This is a genomic window from Pleurocapsa sp. CCALA 161 (assembly GCF_003003995.1).
Lineage (GTDB): Bacteria > Cyanobacteriota > Cyanobacteriia > Cyanobacteriales > Xenococcaceae > Waterburya.
On the sequence record NZ_PVWF01000117.1, the window covers coordinates 1 to 13,543 of the forward strand.

The following is a 13,543-nucleotide window of genomic DNA, read 5'->3' on the forward strand; positions in this document are numbered from 1 at the left end:
TCACCTAAGTTTGTCTCAAATACGGTTGCGCGAATTTTTGCGTTGAGAGTTAGCCTTAACCAGTTTATACTTATTCTGTCGATATCAACTCGCTTAATCCATCCTCAATAATGTTTTTTGTTTTTTCTTAATTGCTGAGTTGTTTGGCAATAATTCAAATTATCCAATTAGTTCAATCTCAGCTAAAATTAATTAGGTTCGCTTGGACACATAATTAAAAGAAGATAGTAGAACAATTTAAAATGAAGATACTAAAATTCAGCATCAAGTAGTTGCGATCGCCAAAAATCATAATACTATTAGAGCTTATGTAAAAAGTTTAGCAGTTTCTCTCAAAACCTTTCTAATTAATCATCTAATTGCGTCAAGAAATTTTTTAAAACTCTTCAAAAGACCAGATTCCTTGGACTTGGTGAAATAAACTAGTTACTAAATCAAGCTTGTTTTTTGCTTAGATCCACAATTTTTAGATTGACTAATATACTTAAATGGTAAGTGAAATAAGGTAGCAATTACGGTACGTTTTTTGTGGGAAGCTTCGCAAATGGGAAGCTTATCCTTGAGGACCAAAAAGCCACCTTACCAAGTTGAGCAATCTGTTTTTTGAACTCTTAAGTAACAGCCTGCATAGAACGCTAATTTTTCAATGAGCTTATGGAAGAATCTTTTCAAATTACCATTCAAATAGTTATTGCCGTTCTAGCAGGTATCAGCGCCCAAGTTGTCGCCGAATATTTTAAAGTCCCCAGCATTGTTTTTCTGTTGCTATTCGGCATTTTCTTGGGATCGAGTTCGCTAAATATCCTTCATCCTCATGACTTGGGAGTTGGACTAGAGGTGTTAGTGGCTCTTTCTGTGGCGATTATCTTGTTTGAAGGAGGTTTGAATTTAGAGCTACGAGAACTAGGAAAAGTTTCAGGTAGTTTGCGTAACCTAGTCACTATCGGTACTTTAATTACTCTTATTGGCGGAGGAATGGCTGCTCACTGGTTAGCAGAATTTCCTTGGGCGATCGCTTTTCTTTATGCTTCTTTGGTAGTAGTGACTGGACCTACCGTCATTAGTCCACTATTAAAACAGGTGAGAGTAGATCGCCAGGTAGCAACCCTTTTAGAAGGAGAAGGAGTCCTCATTGACCCCGTAGGGGCAATTCTGGCAGTAGTGGTGCTAAATACTATTCTCAATACCAATGCTGCACCAATGGATATCATGAGTGGCTTACTGTTGCGCCTTGGCATCGGTGCCCTCGTTGGTGGACTTGGAGGCTGGTTGCTGGGATTATTGTTAAAACAGGCAAACAGTATTTCTGATGAACTAAAAAACCTGGTAGTTTTAGCTGGCGTGTGGGGATTATTTGCACTTTCCCAGAGTTTACGGAGCGAGTCTGGACTAATGGCAACCGTTGTTGCTGGCATTGTCGTTAAAGCTTCAGCTCTCCCTGAAGAGAGGCTGTTAAAAAGATTTAAAGGACAGCTAACAGTATTATGTGTTTCTGTGTTATTCATTTTGTTGGCTGCTGATCTCTCTATTCCCAGTGTCTTTGCCCTCGGCTGGGGTAGCGTGCTGGCGGTAGCTGTTTTAATGTTGGTGATCAGACCTATCAGTATTGCTGTTTGCACCTGGAACAGCGATCTTAACTGGCGACAGAAGGCTTTTTTGGCTTGGATTGCCCCGAAAGGAATCGTTTCGGCTTCTGTAGCCTCTCTATTTGCGATTTTATTAACAGAAAAAGGAATCAATGGTGGAGATGCAATCAAAGCTCTAGTCTTCTTAACTATTTTAATGACGGTTTTTTTCCAAGGGTTAACGGCTCGATGGGTTGCCAACTGGTTGAAGATCACTTCTAGCGATGCTAAAGGAGCGGTAATTATTGGCTGCAATGGATTAGGTCGTTTTATGGGTCGCCTGTTTCAGCAGTTGGGGGAGTCAGTGGTGATGATTGATACTGATCCTGATGCCTGTAAAAAGGCTGAAGCTGATAATTTACCAGTCTTTCAAAGCAGTGCTCTCGATGCCGAGGTTCTAGCGGAAGCGGGGATAGAATCTATGGGAACTTTTTTGGCCTTAACTAATAATGGTGAAGTAAATTTAGTCTTGGCTCAACGAGCAGCAGAAGAATTTAAACCTCCTAGAGTACTAGCTGCTTTCCCTCAAAGCAACTCTACTGAAGGCAACAGCGCCAGCAAAGTTAGTCAGGCATTAATTTCTCAGTTACCAATTAAAATGTGGAATAGCTATGTTGATGACGGTCAAATTAAACTAGGTCGAACCATCATTCAAGAATCGGACTTTTCTTTTAAATCGACTCATCTGCAAGCTTTAATTCGCGCTGGTGAAATGCTGCCGCTAATAGTAAAGCGTGGAGATAGCTTTCAAGTGGCAGTAGCAGATGAAGAATGGCAGGCAGGGGACGAAATTTATTATTTGATTCATGACCCCAGACCAAAATTGTTGAAACGTCTTTCTGGAGGCAATCAATCTTCTCGTTTGCTTTTAGAGAAGCTACCTGAAGTGGAAGAAATTCCCTTAGCTACGCCAATTCCTCAAATCTCTTCTCAGGCGATTGAAGAAGCTATTTAATTTTTCTTAGTTTGCTTTTTAATTCAATAGATTTTTTGCAGAATTATTTTAAAGGGGTGGCACTATCATAGTATGTAGAGTCAACTAAATAAATTTTGAGCTTTATGGATGTCAAGTTAATTATTTTAGTTTTAACAGGAATTTTCACAGTGGCCTGTTTGTATTTTGGTACAAAGGGTGGTTATTATGACACAGACAAATACGATGGCAATGGGTCTGCTCATTAATTGGTTGGTTGTCGCCTCCGTTTTAAATTTAGCTTTTGGTCTATCTTTTGCTTCAGACAAAAGCTAACGACTCACCCAGCCTTTAATTTTTAATCGGTTTAAAAAATTTACTTTTATTCAATTAAAAATAAATCTCTTTCCTGACATAACCTAAGATTTTAATTAAAGACGTTCACCAAAATGACGTTAGAGATTAAGCTTAATTCGGGTTATTGGGAGTAAAGATTATGAAAATGCGTCAGGGAGAAACAAAATCTAGTTCCCTGCCTTTATCCTGCTTTACTTATGCAGCAGGACATGAAGATGAAGGTGTTTGCTTAATGATACGTTTGGGCAAATATCGCATTTTGCTAGATTGTGGTTTAAAAGATTTATCTCCATTACTAAAACCAGGTCAACCTCCTGCGGATCTGATTTTTTGTTCTCATGCTCATGAGGATCACTGTCGTGGGCTGTTGGATCTACATCGAGCTTTTCCTCAAATACCGATTTACACTAGTGAGGTTACAGCTAAACTCCTGCCATGTAATTGGGTTGGTCAAATATCAGAAAATTTTGACTGGTGTCAGGCGCTACCCTGGCGTTCAACCTTAAAAATTACCGAAACCCTGCAAATTGAAGTAGTACCCGCTGGACACTTACCTGGCGCAGCAGCTATTATCATTACCTATACCACAGCAGAGCGTAGTTATCGCGTGATGTATAGTGGCGATTTTTCGGTTTCTAACTTTCAGTTAGTTGAAGGAATGTCCATCGAACATTTGCGTGGTTTATCACCAGATGTACTGATTTTAGAAGGAAGCTACGGTACGATGCGTCATCCTCATCGTCGTCTTCAAGAAAAACAGTTAATGGAGCGGATTAATCGTGCCTTAGAAGCAGGAAAAGACGTATTGCTCCCCGTCCCCCCAATTGGTTTAGGACAAGAGATTCTCAAGTTACTGCGTTCCCATCATCAATTTACAGGACGAGATCTAGACATTTGGGTGGATGATTCAGTTGCTTTGACCTGTGATATTTATCTTGAGTTACTATCTCAATTTCCTGTATCAGTGCAAAATTTTGCTAAACATCAAGCCCTGTTTTGGGATGAGAGAATTTGTCCGCGCATGCGCCGCCTCAATCATCCTAATCGTTTTGCTGCTAGTCAAAATCGTCGAGTTTTTCTGGTAGATTATCGCAGTAACTTATGGAGCTATATGTCTGATAAGGTAGTTGAATGGCTCATCTTGTTGCCAGAACATCCTTTAAATTATATTCATCCAGATTCCCCCCAATTAAAATTGCTACACAACTTGTCTTCAATTGAGATTGAAACTTACTTGCTGGCTGAGCATAGTGATGGGCGAAATACGACACAATTAATTCACAACTTGCGACCACAGCACGTCATCTTAGTTCATGGCTCTTTAAATTATCTACTCGAACTTGCCAGTCTAGAAGAACTGCGTAATCGTTATCAGATACATTCCCCCGCTACTGGGATCTTGCTAGAACTGCCTATCGGCGATCGCTTTGTGCAGCCCCAGACTCCCGAACCGATTTACTATGAAGGAGAACTAAATGAAACTGGATCGGCGATCGCTATTGTCTTACCCGATCATATTAGTAACGACTCTCGATGGAAGCAGGTAGCAGACACGGGAATCATTCAGGCTCGTTGGCAGGGTAATGAGCTAATTATTAAAGGAGTATCCCAAAGAGAACTATTAAACTCCAATAGTCAGGGGCGAATCTCAGCCGATTTAGACTGCTGCGAGCGCTGCTTGCACTATCGCAATCAGCACTGTTGGAATCAATTTTCTCCCCTTTATGGCTTCAAAGTCATTCCTGAAGGCTACTGTCCTGTATTTGAAGCCAATGAAGTCGATGAAGTCGATAAGATTAACTAATTAAACATCTGACTGAATAACCACAGCACTACTCCTGATTGTGTTCCGATGATTTTGGATAAATTTGCTCTGCTTCAGGACAATCATCGGAAACCAAAATTTCGGTATTAATTTTAGAAACCGAAGCTAATTTTTTGGTGACAGCACCAATGCTCTCTAGACGAACCATTTCCTCCCAAGAGCTAATTTCATCTTCTTCTTCAGTTTCGTAACGAATCGTAACAATATCTCCTTCGAAATCAACAATACGACCGCTCTCAATCCAGCGTTGTTGATCCCGCAAGAAAATACAAACTTCACGACCATCTTGACAGAGTTGATAAATCTTGCGGTGTAGCATGAATTCTCCTGTACGAGTAACTCCTATTTTTCTCTTGCATCTGATTGTATCTATTATTGCTATTTTGGTACGATGATACAAGAGTATATTATTCTTCTTATCTTTAGAGATTAACAAAATTTTGAAGTAACCAGACCAAGATTATTTTGTACTTCACACAAATCTGGGTCATTTTGATAGTGTGTGCCAAAAAGCTATTACTTAACTGGATTAGGTAATTTTTCTAAATAACGCAAAAACTCTAGCAACTGCTCATCTGTAAGGTGTAGACGACTCCTTTTGCCATAATGACTCATCAAAAATTCTTTGCCCTGATCTTTAGTCCAGCTTAAACGTTTGATTTCAATGTCGGTTTTCTGTTTAATTTCATTAAAATCCATTGCTTCTAGCTCAGGAGAAGACTGACTCATAGCAACATCAACTTGGTTATCTTCAACTGTAGAGATTGTGGGGATTTCGGCAGAAAAAGTATCACCAAATAAATTAGTTTCTGTTGGGTAGTCTAAATTTACTGGAGAGACTTGTGCTGACAAATCTGGCTGAGGAAGTGGAAGTGGCTCTTCTATTACAGTCGGGGAAGTAATAGTTTCAGAGATTAAATTTTGAGTTTGGGTAGCTGATTCAGTTTGAGGTTTAGAAAAATTAACAATTTTATGATTATTAGTTCCCTCTGATTTAATCTCAGGATTGACAGATAGAGTGGCAGGTTGCACCTCAACCTTTGCTGTCTCAGGCTGGGGTAAGAGAGAATTAATATTTGGCTGTAGATCTAAACACAAGGTGGCGATCGCTCTTTCTTTAGCAGCATCTTCTGCAGCTTCTACTGTGGATGCACTTGCAAGAGCAGTAGCTAAAATAAGATTATCTATTTGGACTAGGGCTTTAACAATGTATGTACCTCGGTCTATCTCGACTAATTCACTGACCAAACTTCCTTGAGGATATTGATGACGAAATTTAGCTAGGGTCATTATTCTAAATTCTGAGTTTTATTTTTAATTATCTCAGTACCAATTTACTACTAATCTATGCTTTATGGCGCTGCATTAAAGGAAATTTGCGATATTAGCATCCTATACCAACAGTTAAAACTGGCTCATCTATAATTATGCTGCTCAAGTAGTCCATTAATAATCTCATCAGCATTAGGAGAAGCTGAAGCAACTTTTAGAAGACGGGTCTAGAATACTATTTGTTAATAACTATCCAGGATGATTTTGCAGCATATAAGGTAAGGAGTATACTATCTCATAACTCCTACGACATCAATCAGTTAAAGGTGATGGTAGAGCTCAACGACCCACACTTCGTTATTTTAGCCTGGCCATCGCTCAAAACCATTGATTCTCCATTGAGGAAAAGCCGTGAAACAGATAGTTTCCGTCTCAGTCAGAGATTACTCCGTCGCTTGCCCTTACTCATGAGGGTAGAACGACAGAGCCTTCTTACGAAGCTTGCTTATCCGAAGGTGTATCCTTTAGGACAACGGGGGAAAACCCCCGCAACGCAACTTCGCGCTGCTCTGACCGCTGAGAAAAATATAGGGAGTGTGTAGACACATACGAGTTACTATAGTTTTCTTCGCTTCTGTAGTAGTTACTAAATTAAAATTGGATAAGGATAATTTTTAGATGGAATTTTCAATCGCCACATTACTTGCTCAGTTCGTTGATGATAAGCTGGTTGCGGGTAAAAATCTAGAAAAGAAATTAGGTTGTGAAGATGAGGAGAGTACTCATAAATTACAGATTACCTTAGATGCTCTAGAAAAAATCAACGTTTTAGTCAAAGAAAGAGGAAAGTATCGTCGGATCTATGAAGATAAGGTGGTCGAAGCCAAACTAAGATGTTCTAGTAAAGGATTTTGCTTTGCGATCCAAGAGGAAGAGAGTGCCGATGATATCTATGTGCGAGAAAGTCATTTAAGCAATGCTTGGAATGGCGATCGCGTCTTTGTCAAAATTATCAAGGAAGGAAGTCGTCGTCGTTCCCCAGAAGGAGAAGTTAAATTAATCCTCGAGCGCTCTAATCCTTCATTATTAGCTACCGTAATTGAAAATGAGACAAAATATAAAGCAGTTCCTCTAGACGACCGCCTCTTATTTGAATTAGACCTGAAGGAAAAAGAAGAAGACCTGAAGGCAGCTTTAGAACATCTGGTTCACGTATCAGTATTACGCTATCCCCTCGGACAACTTCCTCCTTTAGGACAAATAACCAAAGTTTTAGGGAGTGATGCCGAAGAAGCAGCGGATGTTGATATTGTCTCCTGTAAACACGATTTACCCCTAGAGTTTCCCGAAAAGGCAATTAAGGCAACTTCCACCTTGCCTGGTGCGCGAATTCCCGCAGCAGAAATTAAAAATCGTCACGATCTGCGAGATAAACTCACTTTTACCATTGAATCAGAATTTAATCTCGCCAACAGTTCTTGGATTGAAAATGCTTTTACTTTAGAACAAACGAGTTTGGGAGAATGGCAATTAGGAGTTCATATTGCCGATGTTGCTCACTACATAGAACAAGACACCATCCTAGATCGCATTGCCAGAAAACGCGGGGTAGCCGTTAACTTACGCAAACAAGTCTTACCTTTATTTCCCGAAAAAGTTAGCAAACTTTGTTCTTTAATCCCAGGCAGAAGTCGCTTAACAATTTCAGTGATGTTAACTATTGATTCTCAAGGTAATACTAGTGAGTATCAAATTATTCCTACGGTGATTTCGGTAGACCACCAGCTTACTTATCAAGAGACTCAAGAATTAATTAGTGACGAGAAAAAACCAGGGAAAAAATTAGCCAGTCTACTGCCAGCATTAAAAGACTTATTTTTTACCATAAGTCCTCTAGTCAAGGCACAACGTCTCCAAAGAGGAGGTTTAGAAGTAACTACTCCAGAAAATCATAGCCTCTTTAAAGATGAGGGTAGAGTCGGGGCAATCTTAGGCGTTGCTTCTTTGCCTGTTCATTCAATGTTAACTGAGTTGACGATCTTGGCAGGAAAAGCAGTGGCAGAGCATCTACAGGCATTAGAACTACCAGGTATCTATTGCACCCAAGCCGAGCCTGATGTAGAAGAATTAGAAGATTTAATTAAGCTAGGGAGTAACTTGGGTTTAGATATTGATTTAAATGTCGAAGAAAAAGTCTCTTCTCACGACTATCAACGTTTAACAGAACAGTTTGATACTTCTTCGGCAGTAATGGTGTTGAATTATCTCTTGCAAAGTACATTTAAACCCGTTAAGTATCTGACCAAACCAGGAAAACACTTTGGTTTAGCTTATGAAGAAGGATATACTCACTGCATTTCTCCTGGTCAAAGATATATCGACTTAATTATTCAGCGAATTCTCAAAGCCGTTTTTGAGCATGGACGCGATCGCCGTCACAGCCGAACCAAAGAAGGGATAGACTTGACTAGTAGCAGTTGTCATGGACAGATTAATTGGAAGGTATTACCTCCGACTGTTCAGGAACAAATTGAAATTGATATTAAAACCACGTTACCTTTTTTAAATGATCGGGAGAAACAGGCAGAAGACGCAGAAAGAGATTTGGCTGGATTAAAAAAAGCTGAACAGATGAAAAAGCGCACTGGCAAGATTTTTGAAGGATTAATTACAGGGGTACAGTCCTATGGCTTCTTTGTCGAAATTGAAGACTTACTAGTAGAAGGTTTGGTTCATGTTAGCTCTCTTAAGGATGACTGGTATGAATATCGTTCTCGCAATAGTTGTTTGGTAGGGAGAAAAAATCGTACCGCCTATCGTTTAGGAGATCGCGTTGAAGTAGAGGTAAAAAGCGTAGATTACTATCGTCAACAAATCGATCTGGTTACTGTTGGTGGTGGTAGTGAGGCGCAAAATGCTGACTGGGAAGAGGAGTAAAGTTATTAGTTACAAAGAACTAAAAACCACAAACCAAAAACTAAATTAGCAAAAAATTAAGGAGCAAGAGGATTGAAGAATCAAATAGTTGAACAGGTAATCGACCTGGCCAAGAAAAAAGGAATTGAGGCGGAGGTTTTTTATGTTGCTAGTCAAGATACGCCAATTGAGTTTGGCAATAATCGTCTCAAGTCTCTGGAAACAAAAGCTGCTGAAGGGATCGCTTTGAGGGTAATTGCCGAGGGGAAGTTGGGCTTTGCTAGCTCGACGGATCTAACTCGCTTAGAAGATTTAGTCGATGGGGCGATCGCCACTGCGGAAATTGGCGATCCAGTGGAGTTTGACTTTGCTCAAAACGTTAATTCAGTGGAGAGTAAAAGTAACTATCAGCCACCTACTACAGAAGCTCTAGTGGGAGTGGGAGAAGATTTGATTAGCAAAGTGCATCAATATAATCCTGATATTTTGGTAGATGTCAGCTTTCATAGTGGCACTAGCCAAGCGAAATTAGCCACCACCACCAATGTTTATACAGAACAACACAGTCAGAGTTTAAGTGCGGTCATATCAGGCAATTTAGTTCGTGGGGAAGACTTTTTACAGGCATATACCTATGAAGTAACGCGCGATCGCCAACCCGACTATCAAGCGATCTTACAAAAGCTGATTACTAAGTATCAGCAGGCGGAAGAGGCAGCCAAGATTACTAGCGGGACTTATCCTGTCTTATTTACTCCCAGTGCGGTCAGTAGCACTCTAGGCAGCATGTTTGGCACTATTTTTTCTGGTCAGTCAATTGTTCAAAAAGCTTCTCCTTTAACGGATAAACTGGGGGAGAAGATTGCTGATGAGCGCGTTTTTGTATTTGAAGATCCCAGTATTGGGGTTTCTGCCTGTGAGTTTGATGATGAAGGAGTGCCTACGAGTAAGAAATATCTGGTTGAGCAAGGTTTAGTTAAGCAGTTTTATTGGGATAGACGCTGGGCTGCTCGTCATGGCATTAACTCTAGTGGAAATGGTTTTCGGGGCGGAATTTCCCGTCCTAGCCCCAGTTTGTCTAATGTTTGTATCGCTCCTGGTAAAACATCCGTAGAAGAGCTCATTGAGGGAATATCAGAAGGCATTATTGTCGATCAGGTTTTGGGTGCAGGACAGTCTAATGTTTTGGCTGGAGAATTTTCGGTCAATATAGATTTAGGTTACAAAGTCGAGCAGGGTAAAATCGTCGGTAGAGTAAAAGATACAATGGTAGCAGGGAATATTTTTGAAGCCTTTTCTAACCTCGTCGATTTAAGCGATCGCCCTGAATGGGTTGGGAGTAGTGCATATGTTCCTCATATTTTGTTTGCTGGCTTAGGAGTCGCAGCGAGGCAGTAATTAGTAATTAATAATCAGTAATGCTATGAGATTTTTGTTGCCGATTGTTTTGTGTTTGGTTACTTTCCTAACAGGCTGTGTTGACTACCAGGTGGGGGTTAATTTTGCAACTCCCTATAGCGGAGAGATTACGCAGCAGATTAAAGTTAGCGATCAGCTTAGTAACCTAGCGCCAAGCGAGACGAAAAAGTGGTTAAATAGCCTAGAAAAGCGATCTCGTAAATTAGATGGCAAGGTAAAAAAGCTTAATACTCAAGAACTTTTACTAACTATCCCCTTTGGTAACGGTGCAGAATTAGCCGAGAAGTTTAATCAGCTTTTCCAAACTAATATTATGCCTAATGCCACTATTCCTAAAGAGAAACTAGATTTAATCAAGCTTAATTCCCAGGTATCAATACATCAAAGCAATTTAGTCTTTGTAGAAAGAAATAGTTTAGATCTGGCGATCGACTTGAGGGCGTTAAAGGTTCTGACTCAAGATAAAATTATTATTAACCCCGATGCCGTAGCTAACTTAAAGTTTCAGTTAACTACTCCCTGGATTGCCCACAGTATCTCTAATGCAGATAATCTTCAGCCCACAATCAATCCTCTCCAAAAAGGTCTGGTTTGGCAACTAAACCCAGGAGAGATCAACCATATTCAGGCCGTGTTTTGGCTACCTAGTCCTCTCGGCATCGGCGCAGCAATTATTATTCTCTTAGGAATCTTAGGTTACTTACTCAAATATCGTCGTTTTCCTGGAATGGCGTAATTTAACCGTAGGGGCGAATGGTATTCGCCCTTAAATTTCAAGTTTAAACTAAAACTTTAAAACTTTTTCCAAGGCATCAAGCAACAACAAAACATTTTCAGGACGACTGTTGTAACCCATCAAGCCGATTCGCCAGACTTTGCCGCCTAATTCTCCTAAGCCTCCAGCAATTTCAATATTGTATTCGGTTAAGAGTTGTTTAGCGATCGCTTTGCCATCCACACCATCAGGAATTTTGACTGTGGTTAGGGTAGGTAGACGTAATTCTCGCTCTACGTGACAACTTAAACCAATTTCAGCTAAACCAGACCAAAGCATTTCAGCATTACGTTGATGACGTTGCCAGCGTTCTGCTAATCCTTCCTCGGCAACGATGCGCAAGGACTCCCGTAAGCCATAGTTAGTATTAATCGGTGCAGTGTGGTGATAAACCCTTTGTTCACCCCAGTATTTTGCCAATAGGGTCATATCCAAATACCAGTTAGGCACAGGTTTAGTACGGTTGTTTAGCTTGGCTACAGCACGCTGACTCATGGTAAAGGGAGATGCCCCAGGAGGACAGCCCAAGCCTTTTTGGCTACAGCTATAGGCTAGATCGATACCCCAGTCATCAATATATAATGGAACCCCACCCAAACTAGTAACGGTGTCTACCAGCAGCAAACAGTTATGCTGACGACATAAATCCGCCACCCCTTCTAAAGGTTGGCGGGCGCCTGTAGAAGTCTCAGCATGAACTAAAGCAAGAATAGCTGGCTGATGGGTTTCTAGGTTGCTTTTAATCTCCTCAAGAGAAAATACCTGTCCCCAAGGTTTAGTCATCGTGCGCACATCTGCACCATATCGCCCTGCCATATCTACTAAGCGATTACCAAAATAGCCTTTAACCCCGACTAAAACCACATCTCCAGGTTCAACGGAATTAGCCAGAGTCGCCTCCATTGCTGCTGTTCCTGTTCCTGCCACGGCGATCGTTAATTCATTTTCTGTTTGCCAAGCATAGCGCAACAAATCTCTAATCTCGTCCATCAAGGCGAGATAGGTTGGATCTAAATGCCCCACAGGACTAACGCTGGTGGCTGCTAAGACTCGGGGATTAACGTTGGCTGGGCCCGGCCCTAACAAGATGCGGGGAGGCATATCAAGCTGTTTGGTTTTAAGGCGATAGCGATCGCTGATTCCTGTGGTTGCAACCATATCTTTAATCTCTCAACTGGTTTGGTTATTGCTTAATGTATCAAGTGTATCAAGGGGGTTATTATTCAATCTCCTTTGATTGCAGTTTCTTAACTGATTTAACTGATTTAACTGCCTCGTTGCTAGTTAAATTATTTGCTACCTGGGCAACATCTACCCCTGTAGCTTGTTTTAGCTGTTCCACAAAAGAAGCTATTTAAGTGGCTTTACTACCGTCTTTACCATCAATTACAGTTAGGCTTTCAACCTGCACGTTGGGTACTCCCTCAGCCATCATTTTCATTAAAGTTTCTAGCTTTTAGAACAAGAAAATATCTTTAGCATTTGTTCCTGCTGCTTTCCAAGACTCTGCCAGACGTTGCGTACCTTCAGCTTGAGCTTTCCCATCTTCGATAATGCTAGCAGCGTCTCCTTTCGCTTTGGCGATCGCTTGTTTGCACTTTGCCTCGGCGGGGGCGACTATATCTGCCTGTAGCTGCTGTTTTACCTGTTTGATCCGTTCATTTTGAACAGCTAATTCGGTTTGCAGACACATAAGAATGAGTTGAGAAACCAGACTAAAAGTATCGTACCGAAGATGCCTCAAGACAATACCATCGGTATAAATAAGCTATCTAAATTATTGTTAATATTTAACTGCGGTGTTTCCAGCTGTGCAATTATAGTTTTTTGCAGTTTGATGTTTGAATGGTTGTGGTGAATTGTCATAATTAAATTCCTGCAAATTTCTGCAATATTTTAGCGCGCGACCCAAACTCTATTGCCCTACATCTGAATAATCAAGACGCGATCGCCCCGTAAAAACTCTTGCTGATCATCGGGTGAGTGCCACTAACTCTACTATTGAACCTTTAACTTTAACTCTCACTTTACCCTTACTATCGACATTAAAAGGCAGTTCAACAATGCCCCATAAACCGATTAAATCTTCTGGCTTCATTAAGCTATCAACAACCTCTCGTTGTCGCCAAAAATAAATAAACCAGACAATTAATGTTCCGATGAAAATACCCACGGTGACAGAAATCACGGTGATAGTTAACAGAAAATAGTTCATGGGCTTGTCATACTGCTACTGTCTAACTGTGATCTCCCAGAGATTTTTGCCTTGATAGTAAGTTAGATATATTAGATCTAATTAAAAAGCATTCATAATCATAAAGTTAGACCTCGTTTGCTTTCTCCGTATTTTAGTCTTATTAGCAAAACTAAACTCACTAACTAGCCATTAATGAAAAAAATTGCTTTGTTTGGCACTAGTGCCGATCCCCCAACCATAGGAC

9 protein-coding genes and 1 pseudogene are annotated in these 13,543 nt (G+C 40.5%); 5 read left to right on the forward strand and 5 right to left on the reverse strand.

Going from position 1 to position 13,543, the window contains the following annotated elements; translation table 11 throughout:
- Positions 1 to 654: 654 nt before the first annotated feature.
- Both C7B62_RS20470 and C7B62_RS20475 read left to right on the forward strand, forming a co-directional pair.
- A complete protein-coding gene (locus tag C7B62_RS20470; protein ID WP_106241564.1) occupies positions 655 to 2,580 on the forward strand; it encodes a sodium:proton antiporter in 1,926 nt (641 codons plus the stop codon).
- Positions 2,581 to 3,034: 454 nt separating this feature from the next.
- A complete protein-coding gene (locus tag C7B62_RS20475) occupies positions 3,035 to 4,699 on the forward strand; it encodes an MBL fold metallo-hydrolase (RefSeq protein ID WP_106241567.1) in 1,665 nt (554 codons plus the stop codon).
- A gap of 28 nt (positions 4,700 to 4,727) precedes the next feature.
- Here the strand turns inward: C7B62_RS20475 and C7B62_RS20480 are convergent, their stop codons facing one another.
- Together C7B62_RS20480 and C7B62_RS20485 are read right to left on the reverse strand one after the other, a co-directional pair.
- Positions 4,728 to 5,039 carry a DUF6679 family protein gene (locus C7B62_RS20480; RefSeq protein WP_106241573.1) on the reverse strand — a complete coding sequence of 104 codons (312 nt, stop codon included), beginning with the start codon at positions 5,037 to 5,039 and terminating at the stop codon, positions 4,728 to 4,730.
- 197 nt (positions 5,040 to 5,236) lie between these two features.
- Complete coding sequence (locus C7B62_RS20485; RefSeq protein WP_106241579.1) at positions 5,237 to 6,010, reverse strand: hypothetical protein; 774 nt, start codon at positions 6,008 to 6,010, stop codon at positions 5,237 to 5,239.
- A 660-nt stretch (positions 6,011 to 6,670) separates the two neighbouring features.
- Between C7B62_RS20485 and C7B62_RS20495 the strand changes: the two genes are divergently transcribed.
- The 3 genes from C7B62_RS20495 (at position 6,671) to C7B62_RS20505 (ending at position 11,063) form a co-directional block, all read left to right on the forward strand.
- On the forward strand, positions 6,671 to 8,929 hold the full coding sequence (locus C7B62_RS20495; protein ID WP_106241586.1) for a ribonuclease R family protein: 2,259 nt from the start codon (positions 6,671 to 6,673) through the stop codon (positions 8,927 to 8,929).
- A 72-nt stretch (positions 8,930 to 9,001) separates the two neighbouring features.
- Positions 9,002 to 10,306, forward strand: a complete 1,305-nt coding sequence (locus tag C7B62_RS20500) for a TldD/PmbA family protein (protein ID WP_106241590.1) — start codon at positions 9,002 to 9,004, stop codon at positions 10,304 to 10,306.
- A gap of 25 nt (positions 10,307 to 10,331) precedes the next feature.
- Positions 10,332 to 11,063 (forward strand): DUF3153 domain-containing protein, encoded by a 732-nt coding sequence (locus C7B62_RS20505; RefSeq protein ID WP_106241593.1) that lies wholly within the window; start codon positions 10,332 to 10,334, stop codon positions 11,061 to 11,063.
- A gap of 48 nt (positions 11,064 to 11,111) precedes the next feature.
- Here C7B62_RS20505 and C7B62_RS20510 read toward each other — a convergent pair whose 3' ends face one another.
- The 3 genes and pseudogenes from C7B62_RS20510 to C7B62_RS20520 form a co-directional block, all read right to left on the reverse strand.
- Positions 11,112 to 12,260 (reverse strand): alanine--glyoxylate aminotransferase family protein, encoded by a 1,149-nt coding sequence (locus tag C7B62_RS20510; RefSeq protein WP_106241596.1) that lies wholly within the window; start codon positions 12,258 to 12,260, stop codon positions 11,112 to 11,114.
- A gap of 61 nt (positions 12,261 to 12,321) precedes the next feature.
- Positions 12,322 to 12,786 (reverse strand): annotated as a pseudogene (locus tag C7B62_RS27245) (flotillin family protein); the annotation flags it as partial.
- 288 nt (positions 12,787 to 13,074) lie between these two features.
- Positions 13,075 to 13,317, reverse strand: coding sequence for an NfeD-like protein (locus C7B62_RS20520; protein ID WP_233220078.1), 243 nt, complete (start codon positions 13,315 to 13,317; stop codon positions 13,075 to 13,077).
- Positions 13,318 to 13,543 lie beyond the last annotated feature (226 nt).